Genomic DNA, 23,227 nt, shown 5'->3' on the forward strand with positions numbered 1-23,227 from the left:
ACGAGAGGATCCGCCGCACGCCGGCGGATTGCGCCAGGAGACGGCATGTCCGTGGCATACGACATTGGAATGCAAGAAGCGAGCGGCCTGGCATGGGCGCTGCCGGTGGCCTCCCTGCTGCCGCGGCCGGTCCCGTTGCCGGCACACGCCCGGCTGCTCGATTCGGTCGCTTCCTTCACCCACCACCGCGACATCGATGCGCTCGACCACAGCCTGGCGCTGTCGCTGGCCGAGCTGGCGCCGGCGCGCGAGGTGCTGCTGTGCAAGCGTGCGGTGGATGGCCGCCGGCTGGAAAGCCTGGTGCGCTGCGTCGCCGATGCGACCGGCGAGTTCGCCGTCGGCGCCTGCGATCCGGACGAACAGGACCCTTCGCTGCAGCCGGTCTGGCATTGCATGGACAGCCAGCGCAGCCACGTCGTGGCCGGCGAGGACGGCTGCCACCGGCTGTACGTGCCGATCCTGCACGAAGGCCGTGCGCTGGGGGCGCTGCAGCTGGAGAGCCAGTCCACGCTGGACGGCGCGCGCGCGCTGGCCGAGGGCTTCGCGCGCATCTACGCCAACTACATCACCCTGCTCAACGAGAGCGAACGCGACAAGCTGACCGGCCTGTACAACCGGCGCACCTTCGAGCGCAACCTGCAGCGGATGTTCCGCCCGACCGCCGTCGCGCGCCGGCCGCAGGAACGCCGCGCGTCCGGCCCGGGCACTCCGGCGGTGTGGCTGGCGATCTTCGACATCGACCATTTCAAGCGCATCAACGACACCTACGGCCACATCTACGGCGACGAGGTGATCCTGCTGCTGGCGCAGCAGATGCGTACCGGCTTCCGCCAGAGCGACGTGCTGTTCCGCTTCGGCGGCGAAGAATTCGTGGTGCTGCTCGGCGGGCACGACGAGGCGGAAGTGCGCGGTGCGCTCGAGCGCTTCCGCGAACGCGTGGCCAACTGCGTGTTCCCGCAGGTGGGCCATGTGACCGTGAGCGTGGGCTACGCCCTGGCCGCCGTGGGCGACTATCCCGAAACGGTGATCGACCGCGCGGACAAGGCGCTCTATTACGCCAAGGAGCACGGCCGCAATCGCACCTACGGCTACGAGCAGCTGGTCGCGCGCGGCGACTTGGCGTCGGATGCGGTGAGCACCGGCAGCATCGACCTGTTCTGAACGCACGGGCGTTGCCGTCCTCATCCTTCCTCCGCGTTCGCGGAGGGATGAGGTGGGCGCTGGCCGTACCTGAAACCGGCCCACGCGGCCTCGCTGTGCGTCTCAGGCCAGCGTCACCCTGCGCCGGCGGCATCTGCGAAATGGACGGTTGGCTCTATGCGCCGGCGTGGGCGCCTGGACGTCCAGACGTCCGCAGCCATTGCGCGAGCGAGTCCTTTTCTGCCGGCATCGGCATGGCCTGTGCCGGGCGATCGAGCATCGCGCCGAGCGCGGTCGGCACGGGAACGGATCGACCGAGCAAGGGTTCCAGCACGGTTTCGAACTTGGCCGGGTGCGCAGTGGCGGCGATCGCCCATGCCCGGCCCTCGCGCACGGGTTCGCGACCGAGCACGGCCAGCGCGGCGGCCGTGTGCGGGCAGACGACTTCGCCGTGTTCGCGGGCATGGCGCAGCAGGGTGGCGCGCAGGGTGGCGTCGTCGAAGCCCTCGGCGCGCAGCGCGCGGCGCAGGGCATCGTCGTCGCCGTGCCAGGTCCAGCGCAGGCGCTCGAAGTTGCTGGGTGCGCCGACGTCCATGGCGTTGGCGATCGTGGCGACGGCGCCGCGCGGCCGGTAGTCGCCGCCGGCGAAGAATTCCGGCAGGGTGGCGTTGGCGTTGCAGGCCAGGCGCACCTCGCCGATCGGCAGGCCCATCGCGCGCGCCCACAGGCAGGCCAGCGCGTTGCCGAGGTTACCGGTCGGAATGATGAAGTCCAGCGGCGCGCCGTGCGTGCGCCACCAGCCGAGCGCGGCATGCGCGTAGTAGCTCATCTGTGGCAACAGGCGGCCCAGGCTGATGCTGTTGGCGGAGCTCAGCGGCACCTCGCGCTGCAGGGCGGCGTCGTTGAGTGCGGCTTTGACCATGCGCTGGCAGTCGTCGAAGCTGCCGGCCACGCGCAGGGCCTGTACGTTGCCGCCGAAGCTGCCCAGCTGGTGGGCCTGGCGCGGCGAGACGCGGCCGTCGGGATAGAGGATCGCCACGCGCACGTTCGCCTGGCCGTGGAACGCCGCGCCGACGGCGGCGCCGGTGTCGCCGGAGGTGGCGACCAGGATGGTGAGGGGCGGCGCGTTTGGGCCCCGCAAGCGGCGCAGGCAGGCGGCGAGAAAGCGCGCGCCGAAATCCTTGAAGGCGGCAGTAGGGCCGTGGAACAGCTCCAGCAGCAGCGCGTCGGGCCGGGCGAGCGGGCGCAGCGGCGCCTCCAAGGTGAAAGCCTCGGCGCAGATCGCGGGCAGTACGCCGGCCAGCGGATCGTCGGCGAAAAAGGGAGCGAGCAGCCTGGCGGCGGTAGCGGCCAGATCGCCGTGCGGGTCGAAGGCCGCCGGATCGATCGCGGGCAGCCGCTCGGGCACGTAGAGGCCGCCGTCGGGCGCCAGGCCGGCAGCGATCGCTTCGCTCAGCCCGGTGGCTGGGGCATGGCCGCGCGTGCTTACGTAGCGCAAGGCCTTCATGCCACCGGCTCCGCGCCGGGGCCGTCGATGGGCCCGACCAGCAAGTCGCTGGCCAGGCCGGCTTCGGCAAAGGCCGCGCGCATGGACTCGGCGGCAGCATGCGCCAGGGATGCGTCCTCGAACCAGCCGAACACGCTGGGTCCGGCGCCGGAGATGCTGGCGCCGAGCGCGCCGTGGTCGAGCGCGGCCTGCTGCACGCGGGCGAAGTTGGGCACCAGCGGCGCGCGGCGCGGTTCGACCAGCACGTCCTTCAGGCCCTCGCGCACCAGCGCGGCGTCGCCGCGCCAGCAGCCGGCGATCACCTGCGCCAGGTTGGCGCTCTGCGCCACAAACTCGTGCAAGGCGTAGGCACCGGCCAGCGCCGCGCGCGCCTGGCGAGTCTCCAGCACGTAGTGCGGATGCACCAGCGCGCAGTGCCAGTGCGTGGGCACCGGGATGCGCAGCAGCCGCGTGGCGGTGGCCAGCACCAGGCCGCCGAGCAGCTGCGGACCGACGTTGTCGCCGTGGCGGCCGCCGCTGGCCACCGCCTCGCCGTCCATGGCGAAGCCGTACAGCGCCTCGCGCGGCAGGGGTTCGTCCAGCAGCGTGTTGGCGGCGACCAGCGCCGCCACGCAGGAGGCGGCCGAACCGGCCATGCCCGAGCCCAGCGCGATGCCCTTGTGCAGGGTGAGTTCGAAGCCGTGCTCGAGCCTAAGCGCCTGGCGCAGCGCGATCAGCGCAGCGCCGGCGGTATTGCGCTCGGCCTCCAGCGGCAGCTCGCGCACCACCCCTTCGATGGCGGCGATGCGCACCAGCGGCTCGTCGATGCGCCTGACCTGCGCGCGGTCGCCAGCACCGGCCAGGGTGTGGCCGAGGATGTCGAAGCCCACGCCCACGTTGCCCACGCAGGCGGGGGCGAAGGCGCTGGCGATGCGGACGGACGACATGGGCGGTTCCTCGATGATGTTCATGCGCGCGCTCCCTGGGCCTCGGCGATGCGCAGCACGTCGGCGAACACGCCGGCGGCGGTGACCTGCGGCCCGGCGCCGGGGCCTTGCACGATCAGCGGATTGTCGCAGTAGCGGGCGGTGCGCAGCTGCACGACGTTGTCGGTGAGATGCGTGTGCGCGAACGTATGCTGCGCGGGCAGCACCTGGAGCCGGACTTTCGCGCGGCCGTCGGCGTCCAGGCTGGCGACGTGGCGCAGCACGCCGCCGGCCGCGCGCGCCTGCGCCAGGCGCTCGGCCAGCGGCGCGTCCAGCTCGGCCAGGGCGCCCTGCGCGAGGCGGCCCAGGAACGCATCGCAGGGGAGCGAAGCCAGTGCCGGCGGCACCAGGCTTTCGACCTCGACCTCCTGCAACGACAGCGGCCAGCCGGCCTCGCGGGCGAGGATCACCAGCTTGCGCGCCACGTCGGCGCCGGAGAGGTCCTCGCGCGGATCCGGCTCGGTGTAGCCCAATGCGTGGGCCTCGCGCAGCAACGCGGAGAACGGCTGCGCGCCGTCGTGCCGGTTGCACAGCCAGGCCAGCGTGCCGGAGAACATGCCGTCGATGGCCTGCAGCGAGTCGCCGGTGTCGAGCAGGTCGCGCAGGGTCTGGATCACCGGCAAGCCGGCGCCGACGGTGGCCTCGTAGCGCCAGCGGGCGGAGCCGGCGGCGGCCGCTTCGCGGATGGCCCGCCAGCGCGCGAGCGGGCCGCTGCCGGCGAGCTTGTTCGGCGTGACCACGTGCAGCCCCGCCGCCAGCCAGCCCGCATAGCGGTCGGCGACCGCCTCGCTGGCGCTGCAATCGACCAGCACCGCGACGCCCTCGCCGCCGCGCACGTGGGCGGCGAAGGCGTCCAGCTCGGCCGGCCGCCAGACCTGCGCGCCGCTGCGGCGGTTCAGTTGCGGGTCGTCGCAGTCGAGCCACATGCGATGGCGGGTCGCCACGCCGCGCAGCTGCAGCGCGAGGCCCGCATGGACGGCGAGCCGGTCGCGTGCCATGCACAGCTGGTCCAGCAGTGCGGTGCCGACCCGCCCGGGGCCGATCACGCCCAGCGCCAGCGGGCGGGCGGCGGGCCGGACGGCCGCATGCGGCCGCGGTATCGACGACGGGATCGGTGATGCGAGGATGTCCATGTAAGCCTCCTGGTGGAGGCCCCTGGGCTCGTGCGACGGATAGGGTGGTGTTGCAGCCCGGCCCGCCTCATCGAGGGCGGGGCCGTTGCGGGATGGAACCTATGCGCGCACGGACACCCACCCGGACCGGGTAGTGGTCGTGGTGGTCAGGGTCGTGGCGTTGGCGTGCCGCACGCTGGCGCCGGCCCGCTCGGCCACGCCCGGCAGGGCCGGGGCGAAGGGCGGGCGAGCGTGGGTACGGAGCGGCGACATGCGGGCGACCCTAGCGGGCGCGGCGTGGCGGCGTCAATCGAGCGGATGTGAAGTGGACGGGAGGCCCCGGCACGGGCATTCCCGGTCCTCCCGCCATTTCTCCGGGCGGCGAGGGAAGGCCCACCCGTGGCGGCGCGCTGGCCTTCAGCGGGCGAGATCGATCGCGTAGGTCGCGGTGCCGTCGCCGTGGTCGCGCAGCTGCGTGATGCCCTTCACCCCGTCGGCCGTGGCGATCGCCTGCTTGCCGCTGGCCGCGGTGAAGGTGAGCGGACCGCGGGCCTTCAGCGGCGCGAAACGCCAGGCGTTCGAGGGCAGCGCCGCGCGCTCTAGCGTACCGGTGCGCTTGAGCCAGGCGGCGACGATCTCGCGCACGCCATCCTGCGAGGCGAGCACGGTGTTGCTGCCGTCGAGGCCGGGGAAGTTGCCGCCGCCGCTGGCGCGGTAGTTGTTGGTGGCGACGATGAAGCTCTGTCCCGGCAGCACCGGCTTGCCGCGATAGCTCAGCGACACGATGCGCCGGCCCGCCGGGCGGGCGACGTCGATCACGTAGGCCAGGTCGCCCTGGATCTGGTCGAAGTTGAAGCCCGGCATGCGCGCGTTGACCAGCGGCTGCTGGCCGGTCCTGGCCGGGTCGATGCGATTGAAGCGTTCGGCGGACTTCTCCAGCCAGGCCTTCAGGCCGGCGCCGTCGATCTTCACCGCCGCCAGCGTGTTCGGATAGAAGTACAGGTCCGCCGCGCTGCGCAGGGTCAGCGGCCCGGGCGCCACGTCGGTGTAGTCCTCCGGGCCGCCGAAGCCGGTGCGGAAGGCGGCCGCGGCCGCGAGCACCGGCACGCCGGCCAGCTCGGGATGCAGCTTGGGCAGCTCGCGCTCGACGTAGTCGCGCTGGGCGGCGTTGACCACCGCAAGCGCGGTCATGTCGCCCTCGTCGGCGAAGTAGCTGGTCAGTCGCACCGTGCTCTGGCCGATCGGCGTGCCCACGTAGGCCACCGCGGCGGCGTGGACCTTGGCCACCAGCGGGGCGATCGCGGGGTCGGCGGGCACGCACGCGTTCTTCTTGGGGCAGATCGGGCGCGCTTCGCTGTGGGTGTCGGCGCGGTCCACGACCCAGCGGCCGCCGCTGCGCGCGAGCGCGAGCTTGATCACTCCCAGGTCCTTGCCGAAGAAGCCGCCCATCACCGCCGGCTTGCCGCGCACGAAGCCGCGCACGGCGTCCACGTCCGCCATGCCCGCGTAGTGCGGGCCGGGAAACTCGGTGTGCGAATGGCCCATCAGCAATACGTCGATGCCCGGCACGCCGGCCAGGTACCAGCCGCCGTTTTCCATCTGCGAGGTGTAGGGATGGGTGTCCAGGCCGCCGTGCAGGATCGCCACCACCAGGTCCGGGTGCTGCGCCTGGATCTGCGGCAGGTAGCGCCGCGCCGCCTCGACCACGCCGCTGACGGTGACCTTGCCCTGCAGGTTGCGCTGGTCCCACTTGAGAATCGGCGGCGGCGTGAAGCCGATGATCGCCACCTTCAGCGGCACCTGGATGCGGCTGCCGTCGCTAGTGTAGGCCTCGATGGTCCTGTCTACCATCGTCCACGGCTTGAACACCGGCTCGCCGCTTTGGGCGTCGAACACATTGGCCAGAACCAGCGGATAGTGCGGCCCGGCGCAACGCGGCGTGCGCTTGCCGCCGATCTCCATCGGCGTGCCGGTCACCTGCGAGAGGAACGGCAGGCCGTAGTTGAACTCGTGGTTGCCGGCGGTGCCGCCGTCGTAGCCCAGCGCATCCATGGCCTGGTAGATCGCCAGCTCCTCCCCGCAGCCGACCGGCGAGACCAGCGCCTGATAGTCGGCCAGCACGGTGCCCTGGATGGTGTCGCCGCTGTCGAACAGGAAGCTGTTGGGAAACTCCGCGCGGGCGCGGCGGATCAGCGTGGCGGTGCGCTCGTAGCCGACGCTGGGGTCGTCCTTGGCCTTGAAGTAGTCGTAGCTGAGGACATTGGAGTGGACGTCGGTGGTTTCCAGGATGGCCACGTCCGCGCGCGCCCCCTCCGGCGCCGTGGCGGGGCGGATCGCGCTGCCGGCGCAGCCGGCGAGCAGGGCGGTGGCGAGCAGCGGAAACAGCGGGCGCAACGACATCGGGTGAACATCCGGCGGACGACAGGGCGGGCAACGTAGCAGATCGGTACGGCGAAACGGCACCGTCCGCCGGCACGCGCCTATGCGGCCGCGGGGTGGCGCTCTCCGCCGATCCAGGTCTCGCGCACCATCAGCGCATCGTCCAGCACCGCGAAGTCGGCGCGCTGGCCCGGGGCGATGCGCCCGTGGGTCTGTTCCAGGCCCAGCCATTCGGCCGGATAGGCGCTGGCCATGCGCGCGGCCTCCGGCAGCGTGAGGCCGAGCAGGTTGACGCTGTTGCGCACGGCGCTGGCCATGTCCAGCGCGCTGCCGGCGAGCACGCCGTCGTCGCTCATGCAGATGCCGTCGCGGGCGGTGATGGTCTGGCCGTTGAGCACGTAGTCCGGCCGCGAACTGCCTACCGGCGGCATCGCGTCGGTGACCAGCACGCACTTGCCCGGCGGCTTGGCGGCGAGGGCGATGCGCAAGCTCGCCGGATGCACGTGGTGGCCGTCGACGATCAGCCCGCACCAGCTTCCCGCATCGTCCAGCGCTGCCCCGACCGCGCCCGGCTCGCGGCTGGTGAGCGGAGTCATCGCGTTGTAGAGATGGGTGAAGCCGCATACGCCGGCATCGAGCGCGGCGCGGGCGGTGGCGTAGTCGGCGGCGGTGTGGCCGGCGACCACGCGCACGCCGGCCGCGGCCAGGCGCGCGATGAACGAGGGCTCGACCCGCTCGGGGGCGAGCGTGAGCATCACCACGCCGCGGCGCGGCGCGGCGAGCGCGAGCAGGTCGTCGGCGTCGGGCGTGCGGAACAGCGAGGCATCGTGGATGCCCTTGCGCGCCGGCGCCAGGAACGGCCCCTCGACGTGGATGCCCAGGATGCCGGGCACGCCCTGCGCGATCGCCGCATCGACCGCATCGAGCGCGGCGCGCATCTTCTGGGCGGTGTCGGTGATCAGCGTGGGCAGCAGGCCGGTGGTGCCGTAGCGGCGGTGCGCGATGGCGATGCCGCGCAGCGTGTCGACGGTGGGTGCATCGTTGAACAGCAGTCCGCCGCCGCCGTTGACCTGCACGTCGATGAAGCCCGGCAGCAGCAGCGCGCCGGCAAGATCGTGGCGCTGCGCATCGCGCACGCGCGCGTCGCCGGCCGCGGCCAGCGCGAGCACGTGGCCGTCGCGCACGAGTACGGCCACGTCGTCGCGCAGGCCGTCGTCGGTCAGTACGCGACCGTTGAGCAGGGCGAGCAGGGGCCTCATAGCGTCTCCGTGACCTTGCGCAGATGCGGCGGCACGTCCGGATCGTAGCCGCGCTCCAGTGAAAGCGCGCTGGCGGCGCGGTAGAAGCTCTGTACCGCGACCAGCGGGGTGGAGATCGCCGGCACGCCCGCCGGCATCGGCAACGCGTCCGGACCGCTCACGCCGGGCGCGGCCACCCATACCCGCGCACCGCGCGCGCGGAACTCGGCGGCCAGTGCCAAGGTGTTTTCCAGCGTGCCGTCCTCCTGCGCGAACACCAGCACCGGGAAACCTTCGCCGACCAGCGCCATCGGTCCATGCCGGACCTCCGCCGCGCTGAACGCCTCGGCATGCAGGCCGCAGGTCTCCTTGAGCTTCAGCGCCGCTTCCAGTGCGGCGCCGAAGCCGTAGCCGCGGCCGACCACGAACAGGTTGTGCACCGCGCGCAGGCCCTCGCCGAGCGGACGCCAATCCATGTCCCAGCCCTGGCGCAGGTCGCCGGGAAGGCGGTCGAGCGCGGCATGCAGCGACTCCTCGCCGCTCCAGCAGGCGGCCAGCTGCAGCACCGCGGACAAGGTGGCGAGGTAGCTCTTGGTCGCCGCCACGCTGCGCTCGGGGCCGGCGCGCAGCGGCACCACCGTATCGGCCATGCGGGCGAGCGGGGAATCCTCCACGTTGACCAGCGCCAGCACCTGCGCGCCGGCGGCGCGCGCGGCCTCGGCGCTGCGCAGCAGGTCCGGACTCTTGCCCGATTGCGAGACGGCGACGAACAGCGTGTCCTCAAGGTCCAGCGGCGCGTCGTAGATCGAGCTGACCGAGGGCGACGCCGAGGCGGTGACCACGCCCAACCGCGTCTCGAACACGTATTTGGCATAGGCGGCCGCATGGTCGGAGCTGCCGCGCGCGCAGGTGACGATGCAGCGCGGCGGCCGTGCGCGCAGCCGCTCGCCCAGCTCGGCCAGCAGGCCGGCGTTGGCGTCCAGCTGGTGGGCGATCACGTCGGCGGCGGCATGCGCCTCCTGGTACATCAGGGTGTCATCGGGCGATTTCATGGAGAGTCCGCAGAAGCATGAGGTGGGGTTTCCTTTCCCGCCGGGAGAGGGCGCCCGGCAGGGCGGGAGAGGATGGGCGGAGCGGGTGCGCGGCGGTCGATGGGCGTTCCTTCGCTGCACGCAGGGCGAGCGGCGCTGTTGATCGTGTCGTCCCGCGCTGGGCGAACGGCGTTGTCTCCACCGCTCGCCCCTGGGCGTAGGCTCCCAGGACCGACGTCGAGGTCAGGATGCCTGCAGCAAGCGGTCTCAGCTCTTCCGCGGCGGCGCGGTGGACCCGCGCACCACCAGCTCCGGCACGAAGCCCTCGTTGGCCGTGTCCCGTGCCGGCTCGCCCTGCTGCAGGTCGGCCATCAACCGCAGCGCGGCGTGCCGGCCGATCTCGGCGGTCGACTGCCGCGCGGTGGTCAGCGCCGGCCAGGCCTGCTTGGAGAACGGGTTGTCCTCGAAACCGGCGATCGAAAGGTCCCACGGCACGTCCAGCCCCGCCGAACGTGCCGCGGCCAGCACGCCGGCGGCGATCTCGTCGTTGCTGCCGAAGATGGCGGTGGGCGGTTCCTTCAGCGCCAGCAGCTTGCGCGCGCCGCGGAAGCCATCGTCGAAGGCATAGCGCCCGGGCAGGATCAATTTCTTGTTGAGCGCGATGCCGTAGTCCTTCAGCGCGTCGGCATAGCCCTGGTAGCGCTCGGGGCTGGAGCGGTGGTGCGGCTCGCCCCACAGAAAGCCGATGCGCGTGTGGCCGAGCTGGATCAGGTGCTCGGTGATCGCGTAGGCCGCGTCGCGGTCGTCCACCCAGACGCAAGGCGAGCCGTCGGCCGGATCGGTACGCGCGGCCAGGATGCGCACGAAGGCGATGTCGTGCGCCTTCAGCGTGGCGATCAGCTGCGGCTGCTCGGACATCGGCGGCGCCAGCACCAGTCCGGCCAGGCGCGAGCGGCGCACCAGCGCGCACAGCTCCTCGGCCAGCGCAGGCGAGGTCGAGTCGCAGGGATGGATCTGCAGGCCGAAGCCGCGCTCGCGGCAGGCCGACAGCACGCCGTTCTGCATGCTGATGACGTAGTGCGCGTTCGGGTTGTCGTAGACCAGGCCGATCGCGTAGGAATGCGCCGCGCGCAGGCTGCGCGCGGACAGGTTGGGGCGGTAGCCCAGCGCCTCGATCGCCCGCTCGACCTTCTCGCGCGTGTCCTCGCGCACCGAGGCCTCGCGGTTGATCACCCGCGATACGGTCTTGAGCGACACGCCGGCGCGCTTGGCGACGTCCTTGATGGTGGCGTGCAGCAAAGACGGCGTCTCCCCGGATTCGGCGCGCCATCCTAGCCCAGCGGCGCGCCGGCGTGGCGGCGCCCTCACTTCGCGCGCGCGCCATCGCCGTCACGCAGGCCCACGCGGTACCCGCGCAGGCCGTAGAACAGGATGTAGAGGTAACAGGGCACCATCAGTGCCGCGAAGACCACCTGGAAGCCGAAGTGCTCCTTCAGGTGCGCATACAGCTGCGGTACCACCGCGCCGCCGGCGATGCCCATGATCAGCAGCGCCGAGCCGGCTTCGGTGTGCCGGCCCAGCCCGTTGATCGCCAGCGGAAAGATCGCTGGCCACATCATCGCGTTGGCGAAGCCCAGCGCGGCCACGAAGCCCACCGACAGGTAGCCCTGGGTGAGATAGGCGCACAGGCTGAAGAGCACGCCCAGCATCGCCGACACCGCCAGGTAGCGCTGTTGCGAAATGAAGCGCGGAATCAGCACCAGTCCCGCCACGTAGCCCAGCAGCATCCCGCCGAGGGTGAAGGCGGTGAAGAACTTGGTCTGGTCCAGCGGCAGGTGGAAGCCCGTGCCATAGGTGCCGATCGCATCGCCCGCCATCACCTCCACGCCCACGTAGAGGAACAGGCAGAGCACGCCCAGCCACAGGTGCGGAAAGCCGACGATGCTGGTGTCGGCATGACCGATCCCCTGCTCGCTGTTGGCGCTGGCGGGGCGTACTTCCGGCAGCGACGAGCGCAGGATCCACACCGCCAGCAGCACCAGCAGCACGGCCATCCCCAAGTAGGGCGCGTGGATCTTGGCGGCGAATGCGTTGAGCAGCGCCTCGCGGGCCTGCGGCGAGGGCGCGGCCTGTACCTGGGCATCGATGTCGCCGATGCCCGAAAGCACGAGTGAGCCGATCACGATCGGCGCCAGGATGCCGGCGAACTTGTTGCAGATGCCCATGATGGCGATGCGCTGGGCCGCGCTCTCGATCGGTCCCAGGATGCTGATGTAGGGATTGGACGCCGTCTGCAGCAGCGACAGCCCCGCGCCGATCACGAACAGGCCCGACAGTGCGCCGGCGAACACGCGCATGGTGGCGAACTGGCCGAACGCCAGCGCACCGGCCGCCATCACGAACAGGCCCAGCGCCATGCCCTTCTTCATGCCGGTGCGCCGCAGCACCGCCGACGCCGGCAGCGAAAACACCAGATAGGAGATGTAGAACGCGAACGGCACCAGGAACGCGTAGACGTCGGCCACCTGGAAGGCCAGCTTGACGAAGGTGATCAGCGGCCCGTTGAGCCAGGTCACGAAGCCGAAGATGAAGAACAGGAGGCCGATGACCAGCATCGGCCCCAGTGTCGAAGGCCTGGGCCGGTCGGCCGCGAGCGTGGTGGACGACATGGACGGCTCTCCTTTGGTACGCGCTTTTGCGATGCGAGCGCCGCCCCTTGCGGTCACTCCCCCGGCCGGCTTTATGGGCCTTGCGGGCCAACGTTGTCAATTTATGTCCGTGCTGGCCTGCCGCCTGGCAGCTCGATCGATACCCAACCGATGGCCTATGCGATGTTTTCTTGGTGCGGCGCGTCACCTGATACAGGGGTGCCGATGGTCCGAATGAATGGCCGTGCGTAGCCATCTTTGCCCTGAATTTCCTATGTCATGACAACTACCCGGACGGGTCGTGCTGCGGTGCGCGAAACGGGCTTGCCAAATTGTCGCCAAGACGCGTTGACAACGTTGTCATGGCTGTCCAGACTGCGCCCCGCCCGAGCCAGACGCGTCGGGCGAACCGGGGATAGGGAGGAACCGCGTGGCCGAGGTCGCCAACCCAAGGAGTGCGCCCCAGCGCCTGCCGCAGGAAGCCCTGCTGCTGGCCGCCGACGTCGGCGGGACGCATGCGCGCGTGGGCCTGGTCAGCCGACAGCCCAATGGCGCCAGTCCGGTGACCGTGCTGCGCTACCAGCGCTACGCCTGCGCCGAATGGCCCAGCCTCACCGCGGTGCTGCAGCATTTCGTCACCTACCTGGATGCGCCGGCGCCGATCGGCCGGTGCGTGGTGGCCAGCGCCGGCTACGTGCTGGACGACGCCATCGTCAACGACAACCTGGCCTGGCCGGTATCGATCCGCGACATCCGCGACAGCCTGGCACTCGACCAGCTGGCGGTGATCAACGATTTCGAGGCCGTCGCCTGGGCCACCCAGTTTCTCACCGACGCCGACACGCTGCCGGTGATCGAGGCCAGCACGCCGCCCCAGCGTGGGCCGGTGCTGGTGATGGGCCCGGGCACCGGCCTGGGCTCGGCGGTGCTGCTGCCGGGCCAGCCGCACGCGACGGTGCTCGCCACCGAAGCCGGGCAGATCGCGCTGGCGCCCGGCGACGAGCGGGAGATCGAGATCCTGCGCCTGTTCGCGCGCGAGCGTTCGCACGTGCCGTTCGAATACGCGCTTTCCGGACCGGGCCTGCGCAATCTCTACCGTGCCATCTGCAGCTTGCGCGGTACGAGCCCCGCGCTCGTCGAACCCAACGCGATCACCCACGCGGCGCTCATGCAAACCGATGCCGCGGCGGTGGAGGCGGTGGAGGTTTTCTGCGGGCTGCTCGGCAGCTTCGTCGCCGACCTGGTGCTGCTCTACGGCGCGCGCGGCGGCGTGTTCCTGGCCGGCGGGATCCTGCCGCAGATCCGCCAGCTGCTGATGGCCAGCCGTTTCCGCGAGCGCTTCTTCAACAAGGGCGTGATGCGCCCGTTCCTGCAACAGGTACCCGTACGACTGATGGAGCACGGCCAGCACGGCGTGATCGGCGCGGCCGGCATGGCCATCGCCGGCCATGCCGCGGCCGGATGAGTTTGCTGTCAACGCAATGAACCGGGCGCGAGCCCATACAACCAGCAGCGCCCCACATCGCGCGGCGCTGGATTTCTTGAGGGGAGGATGACCATGTCGCACCGCAAAACGCTGTTAGCCGCAAGCATCGTCGCCAGCCTGTGCCTCGCCGGCACGCTGCACGCCCAGGACGCTACCCAGGGCACCCAGAACACCCGCTCGACGCAGGCCGACAAGGCCAAGGCCAAGGAGCTGGCCACCGTCACCGTCACCGGCATCCGCGAGTCGACGCAGAAGTCGATCGACATCAAGCGCGGCGCCAATTCCGTGGTGGATGTCGTCACCGCCGAGGACGTAGGCAAGCTGCCCGCCCACAACGTGGCCGACACCCTGCGCGCGTTGCCCGGCGTGGATATCAGCTCGTCCAGCGCCCAGGAGGGCGGCTTCGACGAAGCCGACCGCATCAGCCTGCGCGGCACCGCCCCGAGCCTGACCCAGACGCTCATCAACGGCCACACTGTCGGCACGGCCGACTGGTTCGTGCTCAGCCAGGGCAACACCGTAGGCCGCAGCGTGAGCTACACCCTGCTGCCGTCCGAGATCGTCAGTCGCGTGGAGGTGCACAAGTCTTCCGAAGCCCGCTTCCAGGACGGCGGCACCACCGGCAACGTGGACATCATCACCCGCAAGCCGCTGGACTTCGACAAGCAGTACACCGCGGACGCCAGCATCGGCGGCGTGTACTCCAGCACGGCGTCCAAGACCGACGGTCAGTTCGCTGGCCTGTTCAATTACAAGAACGACGACAGCACGTTCGGCGTCCTGGCCCAGGTGTTCGACGAAAAGCGTCACCTGCAGCGTGAGGCCCAGGAGCTTCCCAGCGGCTTCACCCAGATCACCGCGACCAGCCCGGTGGGGATCAGCCATCCCGATCTCGTAGGCGTGTACATCCCCTCGCTGCTCGGCTCGACGCTGTTCACCCAGACCCGCACGCGCAAAGGCGGCCTGCTGGAAGCCCAGTTCCGGCCGACCAACGACCTGACCCTGGGCCTGAGCGGCTTCTACTCCAAGCTCGATGCCGACAACTACAACCGCAACTACATGCTGTGGGCCGGCAACTGGGGCATGACGCAGGCCCCGAATCCGGGCTACACGGTGCAGAACGGCGTGCTCACCAACGCCACCTACGCCGGCGTGGCGGGCACCCCCTACACCGTGTACGACATGATCGCGCGCAAGTCCCAGGCCAAGACCTACTACTACACCGCGGACGCCGACTGGAACGTGTCGGACAACCTGACGGCGACGTTCCAGGCGGGCACTACCAAGGGCACGGGCACCACGCCGAAGCAGTACATCGCCGAAGTCACCGACAACTACGGTGGGGGCGCCAGTTGGCAGACACATGGTGCCGGCTCGCCGGTGGACTGGAGCGTCGGCGGCGACGGCAGCCTGGCCGGTGCGCAATGGAGCGGCACCTGGGGCGACCAGCTGGTCAGGGCGACCGACAAGGAAAACTGGTTTTCGGCCGACTTCACCCAGTACATGAATGCCGGCGTGCTGGAGTCGTTCAACTACGGCGTGCGCTACGCCAAGCATGACCGCGCCACCGTGTCGCCGGAAGGCGCCACCCCGGGCAACCTCTGGGGCGCACTGCAGGGTGCCGCCACCAGCAGCTACCCGAGCAATTTCGCCCAGGGCATCGGTGGTGTGTTCCCGCGCAACATCTGGTTCTTCACCCAGTCCGCGCTGGCCAATGCGGTCGACTCCACCGCCACCTGGCTCGCCGGCAACGATGGTCCGACCGGTCGCCACAACTACGGTGCCGACTGGACCGTGAGCGAGAAGAACGCCGCGGCGTACTTCCAGGCCAACTTCCAGGGCGACAACTGGAGCGGCAACGCCGGCGTGCGCTACGTCAACATCAGCCAGGGCATCGACACCTACGCCGCCACCACGGTCAATCCGGACGTGAGCAGCCTGTTCGGCATGTGGAATCGCGAGCACTACAGCAACCACTACGGCCGCTTCCTGCCGAGCTTCAACCTGAAGTTCAACATGACCCAGGATCTGGTCGCCCGCTTTGCGGTGTCGCAGACCCAGACCCTGCCGGATTACTCCGCCCTGGGCGCCTCCTCGTGGGGCTCGGACCTGAGCAAGACCGGCGGCGGCGGCAACCCGCACCTCAAGCCGGTGCTGTCGACAAACTTCGACGCCGGCCTGGAGTGGTACTTCATGCCGCGCGGCCTGCTGGCGGCCACCGCGTTCTCGATGAACATGAAGGACTACGTGGCCTATGGCACCACCAACCGCCAGCTCTTCAGCGAACTGAGCCACCAGCTGGAGACGTATAACGTCGCCATCCCGCTGAATGCCGATGCCCGCCTGTCCGGTCTCGAGCTGACCTATAACCAGCCGATCGGCAAGTACCTCGGCGTGAATGCCAACTACACCTATGCGGACGGCTCGTCGTCCTTCACCTGGGCGGATGGTTCGAACAACCTGCTCGGCACCTCGAAGAACACCTACAACGTGGGCGCCTACTTCGAAAACGACATGTTCAACGCGCGCATCGGCTACAGCTGGCGTTCGTCGTTCCTGATCGGCCTGCAGGGCGCAGTGCCCTACTACCAGGCGGCGTCGGGCACGCTGAACGCGTCCGTCGGCTACAAGGCGACGGATTGGCTGAGCTTCAGCCTGGATGCGCTGAACCTCAACAACCCCACCACCAAGTACTACCAGAGCGCGTACATCCCGACCGCTTTCTACGAGAACGGCCGCCAGTACTACTTCACCGCGCATCTGAAGTTCTGATCCAACGCACGACACGCAGGCCACGGATGGCCTGCGCTCCCCGTTCGGGCCCGATCAGTACGTTGCGGGCCCTTTTTTTTGCCCGCCGCGGCGGTGGCATGCTGGGCCACCCCGCGCAGGAGATGCCGATGATCCGCTGCCCGATCCCTTCCAGCTGTCTGTGCCTGCTGGCGCTCGCCCTGCTGCCGTTGCGCGCGGCGGTCGCCGACGCCGCGCCGCCGGCCCTCATCCCGCAGCCGGCGCAACTGGAGCTGCAGCAGGGCCACTTCAGCGTCGACGCGCACACGCCCATCGTGCTCGCCGACCGCGACGCGGCGACGAGGCAGACCGCCGACTACCTGATCGACCTGCTGGCGCGCACGCGTGGCCTGCGCCTGAAGATCGGCAAGGGCGACGGTGCGGCCGCCGCCATCGTGCTGCAGCGCGATCCGCAGGCGCCGGTGAGCGAGGCCGAGGGCTATGCGCTCAGCGTGACGGCGCAGGGCATCCGCGTCCAGGCGCGCGACGACGCCGGCCTGTTCCATGGAGCGGTCACGCTGTACCAGTTGCTGACGCCCGACGCCTCGCAGGGCAGGGTGGACGTGCCCGCGCTGTCCATCCGCGACTGGCCGCGTTTCGGCTGGCGCGGCTTGATGCTCGACTCGGCTCGCCATTTCCAGAGCGTGGCCGAGGTCGAGCGGCTGATCGACCAGATGGCCCAGCACAAGCTCGACGTGCTGCACTGGCACCTCACCGACGATCAGGGCTGGCGCATCCAGATCAAGCGCTATCCCGAGCTGACCAGGATCGGGGCCTGGCGCACGCCGCCGGGCGCCGGCCACGACGGGGAGCCGGCGCGCTACGGCGGCTTCTACACCCAGGCGCAGATCCGCCAGGTGGTCGCCTATGCCGCCGCGCGCCACGTCACCATCGTGCCGGAGCTGGACATGCCCGGCCATGCGCAGGCCGCGGTGGCCGCCTATCCCGAGCTCGGCGTCACCGGGCAGCGCCCGCAGGTGTCCGCCGACGCCGGCGTGCACCCCTGGCTGTACAACGTGGACGATGACACCTTCACCTTCATCGACCACGTGCTCGACGAGGTGATGGCGCTGTTCCCCTCGCCCTACATCCACGTCGGCGGCGACGAGGCGATCAAGGACCAGTGGAAGGCCTCGCCCGCGGTGCAGGCGAAGATGCGCGAGCTGGGCCTCGCCAGCGAGGACGCGCTGCAGGGCTGGTTCATCGGGCGTATCGGTCGGTATCTCGAACAACACGGTCGCAAGCTGGTCGGCTGGGACGAGATCCTCGAGGGCGAAAACCTGCCGGCCGACGCCACGGTGATGTCCTGGCGCGGCACCGACGGCGCGATCAAGGCGGCGCTGCTGGGCCACGACGTGGTCATGTCGCCGTCGCCGGGCCTGTACTTCGACCACGTGCAGAGCGGCCTGGCCGACGAATACGCCGGCCGCCTCGCGGTGGAGTCGCTGCAGAGCGTGTACGCCTTCCAGCCCGTGCCCGGCGTGCTGAGCGCGGCGCAGGCCCGGCACGTGCTGGGCGTGCAGGCCAATGCGTGGACCGAGCACATGCCCACCATGGCGCACGTGGAGCATCAGGTGTTCCCGCGGCTGGACGCGCTCAGCGAAGTGGCCTGGTCGCCCGCCGGTACGACCAACTGGCCGGGATTCCTGTCACGCCTGCCGGCACAACTGGCGCGCTACCGCAGGCAGCACATCAACGTGGCCGACGGCGCCTTCGCGGTGGACATCGCCGTCGATCGCAACGTGGCGCTGGCCACGGCCAAGGCCACGGTCACGCTGTCTAACCAGACCGGCTACGGCGCCATCCACTACACGCTCGACGGCAGCATGCCCACGCCGGCCTCGCCGCGCTACGACCTGCCGTTCAACGTGGCGCTGCCGGCCACCGTGCGCGCCGCGAGCTTCGCCGCCGACGGCAGCGCGCTGGCCGCGCCGCGCGAGCGCGTGCTCGATCGGTCCAGCCTGCTCGGCCTGGCGGGGACGGAACTGGCGAACTGCCCCGGGATGGATTTCCGCCTGCTGCTGCAGCCGATGCCCGACGCCGCCAGCACCCAGCCGGTGTATGCGGTCAACCTGTTCGATACCTGCCAGCTGTATCCGCCCACGCTGATGGACGGCGTCGGCGCGATCCACGTCGATGCGGTTCGGCTCGAACGCAACTTCCAGCTGGCGAACGAGGCCAGGCTGGTGGTTTATCGCCCGCATGCCACGCCGTTCGGCGAGCTGGTGGTGCATGCCGACCGCTGCGACGGCCCGGTGCTGGCCAGCCTGCCGCTGCCCGACCCTGCACACAGCCCGCGCCGGTTCGCGCTGGATGCCACGCTGCCGGCCCTGAGCGGCGAGCACAGCCTGTGCCTCATCTACACCGCGCCCACCGATGGCCCGCTGTACGCGCTCGGCCGCGTTGCCTTGAAAGAGAAACGCTGAGGCTCGCGTGCACGCCGCAAAGCCGCTTGCGCCCCGCGTCCAGGTGATCGCCCACCGCGGCGCCAGCGCGCATCTGCCGGAACACACGCTGGCCGCCTATGCGCGCGCCATCGCCGACGGCGCCGACCTGATCGAGCCCGACCTGGTGATGAGCCGCGACGGCGTGCTCGTCGCGCGCCACGAGAACGAGATCGGCGCGACCACCGACGTGGCGGACCACCCCCGCTTCGCCGCACGGCGCACGACCAAGCGCATCGACGGCGTGCCGGTCGAAGGCTGGTTCACCGAGGACTTCACCCTCGCCGAGCTCAAGACCCTGCGCACCCGGGAGCGCCTGCCGCACCTGCGCGGCACCGCCCACGACGGCCGCTACCCCATCGCCACGCTGGAGGAGATCATCGGGCTGCTGGCACACGAACATGCGCGGCTGGGCAGGTCGGTCGGGCTGATTCCGGAGATCAAGCACGGCACCTGGTACCGGCAGCAAGGCCTGCCGATGGAGCAACGCCTGCTCGACATGCTGCGGGCGCACGCCTGCACGCGCACCGTGCCGGTGGTGATCCAGTCCTTCGAGACCGCCAACCTGCGCGAGCTGCGCGCCGGCCTGGGCGATCTGCCCAACGTGCGCCTGCTGCAGCTCATCGACGATCCCCAGGCGCAGCCCTGGGACGTCGAGGCCCGCGGCGGCGCACTGCGCTACGCCGACCTGCTCACGCCGGCCGGCCTGCGCGAAGTGGCCGCTTACGCCGACGCCATCGGCCCGAACGCGCGCGCGATCCTGCCGCTGGATCGCGCGGGCCGCCTCGGCCCGCCCACGCCGCTGGTGCGCGAGGCGCATGCCGCGGGGCTGGAGGTGCACGCCTGGACCTTCCGTCCGGAAAACGCCTTCCTCCCCGAAGGGTTGCGGCAGGGCGACCCGGCGGCACGGAACGAGCAAGGGTCGATCACCGAGATCCGCGCCCATCTGGAAGCGGGCGTCGATGCGTTCTTCACGGATGATCCTGCGCTCGGGCGCCGCGCCGTCGGCCCCAAGTGCCGTAAGTAATTCCGGTAAATGTTGAATTTTTGCTTTGCGCACCTTAAGGTTCGGTCAAACGAGTCCCGCTTCCCCACAGCCTGTCGTGTCGGCGCCGATCCCCCTTTGCGGCTGCCGACCTCCTGCAGGAACTCCTGAAAACCGGATTTGGACGCGGAAGGATGACCGTGCTCGTTGCCACGGGGCATGACGATTGCCTCAGTCCTTTATCCAAACACAGGTTTTGGGGAGTTTTGCATGAACTTGCAAGTTGCCAATCGTCCGGCGATCCGCCGGACGGCCCTAGCTATTGCCCTGAGCATGGGCTTTGCGGGCGCCGCCTTCGCGCAGTCGACCACCGGCAGCATCTTCGGTGACGCGCCTGCCGCCCAGGGCGAGACCGTCCTGATCCAGAACGCCACGGGCTTCAGCCGCGAAGTGCCGGTGGATGCACAGGGCCGCTTCGCCGCCAGCCAGCTGCCGCTGGGCTCCTACACGGTCACCCTGCGCCAGAACGGCCAGACGGTCGATTCGCGCAAGGACGTGTCCCTGCGCGTGGGCGCCGGCACCCAGATTTCCTTCGCCGCCGCTGCCGCCGCCAGCTCGGCCAGCGCCCAGAACCTGTCGGCGATCACCGTCAGCGCCAACGCGCTGCCGTCGATCGACGTGACCGGCGTGGACTCGCGCACCGTCATCACCGCCGAGCAGCTGGCCAAGCTGCCGCTGGCCCGTAGCGCCGAAGCGATCGCGCTGCTGGCGCCGGGCGTGGTGCAGGGCAGTGGTTACTTCGCCGGCAACCTCGGTGGCCCGGTGGTTTCCTTCGGCGGTTCCTCGGTGACCGAGAACGCCTACTACATCAACGGCTTCAACACGACCGATCCGCTCAGCGGCTTCGGCGGCCTGAGCCTGCCGTACGGCGCCATCGACCAGCAGGAAATCCTGCAGGGTGGTTACAGCGCCGCCTACGGCCGTTCCGATGGCGGCGTGATCAGCCAGGTCGGCAAGCGTGGCACCAACGACTGGCATTTCGGCGCGCAGGTCCAGTGGACCCCGACCAGCCTGATGTCCGATCCGAAGAACTACCACTACGTCAACAAGGACGGTTCCGAGGGTAAGCTCCGCCAGTACCGCACGGACAACAAGTCCTGGACCACCACGGTCGACGCCTACGTCGGCGGCCCGCTGATCAAGGACAAGCTGTTCTTCTTCGCCGCCGTGGAAGGCGAGCGCAAGCAGGGCACGGGCGCCAGCCTGGGCTCGGCTGCCGCCGGCACCGGTCCGAATACTTCGCCGTTCACCAACCACTCGCGCATCGACAACCCGAAGTGGTACGGCAAGCTGGACTGGAACATCAACGAGAGCAACATCCTCGAAGTGACGGGCGCTTCGAGCAAGTCCTCCTACGAGGGCTCGCTGTACAACTTCGACTACAGCACGCTCAAGCAGGGCAGCTTCAACAGCTACGACACCTCGACCAAGAACGGCGCCGACCTCTATTCGGCCAAGTTCACCAGCTACATCACCGACGACCTGACCCTGTCGGCCATGTACGGCAAGATGAAGGGTACGTACTACAGCACCACGCCTGGCTACGACCCGACCTATCCGTACCTCTTCAGCACTGCCGAGCAGAACCCGGCGCTGAACGGCGGCACCCCGATCACCAACAGCCAGACCGTCTCGACGATCAACCTGCCGGGCCACAAGTCGACCAACACCAACCTGCGCGTCGACCTGACCTACCACCTGGGCGATCACACCATCGCCGCCGGTATCGACAACCAGGACGTGAGCAACATCGACGCGGGCAGCATCTTCCCGACCAATGGCCTGGGCTACGCCTGGGAATACAACACCATGGGCGGCGATGCGGCGACCTACATCGTCGGTGGTCCGGGTACCGCCCAGCCGGGCGCCGACTGGCGCAATTCGCCGTGGGTGGCCAACACCGGCTCGCAGCCGGGCGGCCAGACGGGCTACTACGTCGCCCGCTACCGCTACCACGACAACGCGTCGGTGCGCGTGCAGCAGCGTGCGCAGTACATCGAGGACAGCTGGCAGGTCAACGACCGCTGGCTGGTCAAGCTGGGCCTGCGCAATGACCAGTTCACCAACTATGGCGCCAGCGGCGCGCCGTTCCTGCGCCTGACCAAGCCGCAGTGGGCGCCGCGCGTCGGCTTCACCTGGGACGTCAACGGTGACTCCAGCTTCAAGGTCTACGGCAATGCCGGCCGCTACTACCTGGCGATGCCGACCAGCGTGGCCCTGCGTTCGGCCGGTTCCTCGCTGTACACCCGCGAGTACTTCACCTACACGGGCATCGATGCCAACGGCATTCCGACCGGCCTGAGCCCGATCGACACCAGCCGCGGCGCCGGCGCTCCGTTCTCCGCCAACGGCGAGTACGGCCAGCCGCGTGATCCGAAGCTGGCGGCCGCCAAGGACCTCAAGTCCGAGTACCAGGACGAGTTCATCCTCGGCTTCGACCGGAAGCTGGGCGAGAGCTACGTGTGGGGCGCCAAGGCGACCTACCGCAACCTGCGCAACGCCATCGACGACATCGCCGACAGCCCCTCGATCATCGCCAAGATGAACGCGATGGGCATCGATCCGGCGACCTACGATGCCTCGCAGGTGCCGGGCAGCATCCTGATCAACCCGGGCAAGAACGCCACGTTCTACGTCGCCAAGCTCAACGGCGGCTACTACGAGGTGCCGATGGACTGGCACAAGGACTTCGGCTTCAACACCGACATGAAGCGCAAGTACTACGGCCTGGATCTGTACCTGGAGCATCCGTTCGACGGCAAGTGGTACGGCAAGGTCGACTACCTGTGGTCGCACAGCTTCGGCAACTCCGAAGGCCAGGTGCGCAGCGACATCGGCCAGGCCGACGTCTCGGCGACGATGGACTGGGATTACGCCACGATCATGGATTACGCCAACGGCGACCTGGCTAACGACCGTCGTCACCAGATCAAGGCCTACGGTTCGTACCAGATCGCTCCGGAGTGGATGCTCTCGGGCAACCTGGCGGTCGCTTCGGGCGCCCCGATCCAGTGCCTCGGCCCGTACGCCGGTGGCACCTATCCGGGCCTGGGCTACGGTCCGTACTACCACTTCTGTGGTGGCCAGCCGTCGCCTCCGGGTGCCAAGCGCACGGAATGGACCTACCGCCTGGATCTGAGCGCCGAGTACCGTCCGGAGTGGGCCGGCAAGAAGCTGGCCTTCAGCGCGATGGTCTACAACGTGCTCAACAGCCAGCGCAACACGCAGGTCTACGGTATCTCGACCAGCGCGAGCTACCTGCGTCCGATCAGCTCGCAGACCCCGCGTTACGTGCGCTTCGGCGTCTCGTACGACTTCTAAGCAGGTCGCAACACCCGGGCTGTCCGCAGCCCGGTTCACCTTGGGGCCGCAGGTTTACCTGCGGCCCTTTTTGTTGCGCGGCCTCACGCGGGTCGGATGGCTCACCGCGAGGTAGCATGGT

The 23,227-nt window shown here is 69.7% G+C and carries 14 protein-coding genes; 6 read left to right on the forward strand and 8 right to left on the reverse strand.

Annotation, left to right across the window (positions count from 1 at the left end; translation table 11 throughout):
* The first annotated feature begins 69 nt into the window (after positions 1-69).
* Positions 70-1,161: a GGDEF domain-containing protein gene (locus VGU03_RS09140; RefSeq protein WP_327480074.1), complete on the forward strand. Its 1,092-nt coding sequence runs from the start codon at positions 70-72 to the stop codon at positions 1,159-1,161.
* A gap of 154 nt (positions 1,162-1,315) precedes the next feature.
* Here the strand turns inward: VGU03_RS09140 and thrC are convergent, their stop codons facing one another.
* From thrC to VGU03_RS09180, 8 genes are all read right to left on the reverse strand, one after another.
* Complete coding sequence (thrC, locus tag VGU03_RS09145; RefSeq protein WP_327480075.1) at positions 1,316-2,647, reverse strand: threonine synthase; 1,332 nt, start codon at positions 2,645-2,647, stop codon at positions 1,316-1,318.
* The gene (locus VGU03_RS09150; protein WP_327480076.1) at positions 2,644-3,597 is read right to left on the reverse strand and encodes a homoserine kinase; all 954 of its coding nucleotides are present in this window, start codon (positions 3,595-3,597) and stop codon (positions 2,644-2,646) included. The genes thrC and VGU03_RS09150 overlap by 4 nt, the downstream gene beginning before the upstream one ends.
* Complete coding sequence (locus VGU03_RS09155) at positions 3,594-4,745, reverse strand: homoserine dehydrogenase (RefSeq protein WP_327480077.1); 1,152 nt, start codon at positions 4,743-4,745, stop codon at positions 3,594-3,596. The genes VGU03_RS09150 and VGU03_RS09155 overlap by 4 nt, the downstream gene beginning before the upstream one ends.
* A 396-nt stretch (positions 4,746-5,141) precedes the next feature.
* The gene (locus VGU03_RS09160) at positions 5,142-7,124 is read right to left on the reverse strand and encodes a bifunctional 2',3'-cyclic-nucleotide 2'-phosphodiesterase/3'-nucleotidase (RefSeq protein WP_327480078.1); all 1,983 of its coding nucleotides are present in this window, start codon (positions 7,122-7,124) and stop codon (positions 5,142-5,144) included.
* 80 nt (positions 7,125-7,204) lie between these two features.
* Complete coding sequence (gene nagA / locus VGU03_RS09165; protein WP_327480079.1) at positions 7,205-8,362, reverse strand: N-acetylglucosamine-6-phosphate deacetylase; 1,158 nt, start codon at positions 8,360-8,362, stop codon at positions 7,205-7,207.
* A complete protein-coding gene (locus tag VGU03_RS09170) occupies positions 8,359-9,393 on the reverse strand; it encodes an SIS domain-containing protein (RefSeq protein ID WP_327480080.1) in 1,035 nt (344 codons plus the stop codon). Before VGU03_RS09170 ends, nagA begins: the two co-directional genes overlap by 4 nt.
* Before the next feature lie 246 nt (positions 9,394-9,639).
* Positions 9,640-10,671, reverse strand: coding sequence for a LacI family DNA-binding transcriptional regulator (locus VGU03_RS09175; protein ID WP_327480081.1), 1,032 nt, complete (start codon positions 10,669-10,671; stop codon positions 9,640-9,642).
* A gap of 65 nt (positions 10,672-10,736) precedes the next feature.
* Complete coding sequence (locus tag VGU03_RS09180) at positions 10,737-12,041, reverse strand: sugar MFS transporter (RefSeq protein WP_327480082.1); 1,305 nt, start codon at positions 12,039-12,041, stop codon at positions 10,737-10,739.
* Positions 12,042-12,450: 409 nt separating this feature from the next.
* Here VGU03_RS09180 and glk point away from each other — a divergent pair, with 409 nt between their 5' ends.
* From glk to VGU03_RS09205, 5 genes are all read left to right on the forward strand, one after another.
* Positions 12,451-13,485 carry a glucokinase gene (glk, locus tag VGU03_RS09185; RefSeq protein WP_327480083.1) on the forward strand — a complete coding sequence of 345 codons (1,035 nt, stop codon included), beginning with the start codon at positions 12,451-12,453 and terminating at the stop codon, positions 13,483-13,485.
* A 93-nt stretch (positions 13,486-13,578) separates the two neighbouring features.
* Entirely contained in the window at positions 13,579-16,278 is a 2,700-nt protein-coding gene (locus tag VGU03_RS09190; RefSeq protein ID WP_327480084.1) for a TonB-dependent receptor, read from the forward strand.
* Positions 16,279-16,376: 98 nt separating this feature from the next.
* A complete protein-coding gene (locus tag VGU03_RS09195) occupies positions 16,377-18,722 on the forward strand; it encodes a beta-N-acetylhexosaminidase (RefSeq protein WP_414655955.1) in 2,346 nt (781 codons plus the stop codon).
* Positions 18,723-18,729: 7 nt separating this feature from the next.
* Positions 18,730-19,767, forward strand: coding sequence for a glycerophosphodiester phosphodiesterase (locus tag VGU03_RS09200; RefSeq protein ID WP_327480085.1), 1,038 nt, complete (start codon positions 18,730-18,732; stop codon positions 19,765-19,767).
* Positions 19,768-19,995: 228 nt separating this feature from the next.
* Entirely contained in the window at positions 19,996-23,106 is a 3,111-nt protein-coding gene (locus VGU03_RS09205; protein WP_327480086.1) for a TonB-dependent receptor, read from the forward strand.
* Positions 23,107-23,227 lie beyond the last annotated feature (121 nt).

It is taken from the genome of Frateuria sp. (genome assembly GCF_035944355.1).
Taxonomy (GTDB): Bacteria; Pseudomonadota; Gammaproteobacteria; order Xanthomonadales; family Rhodanobacteraceae; genus Frateuria_A.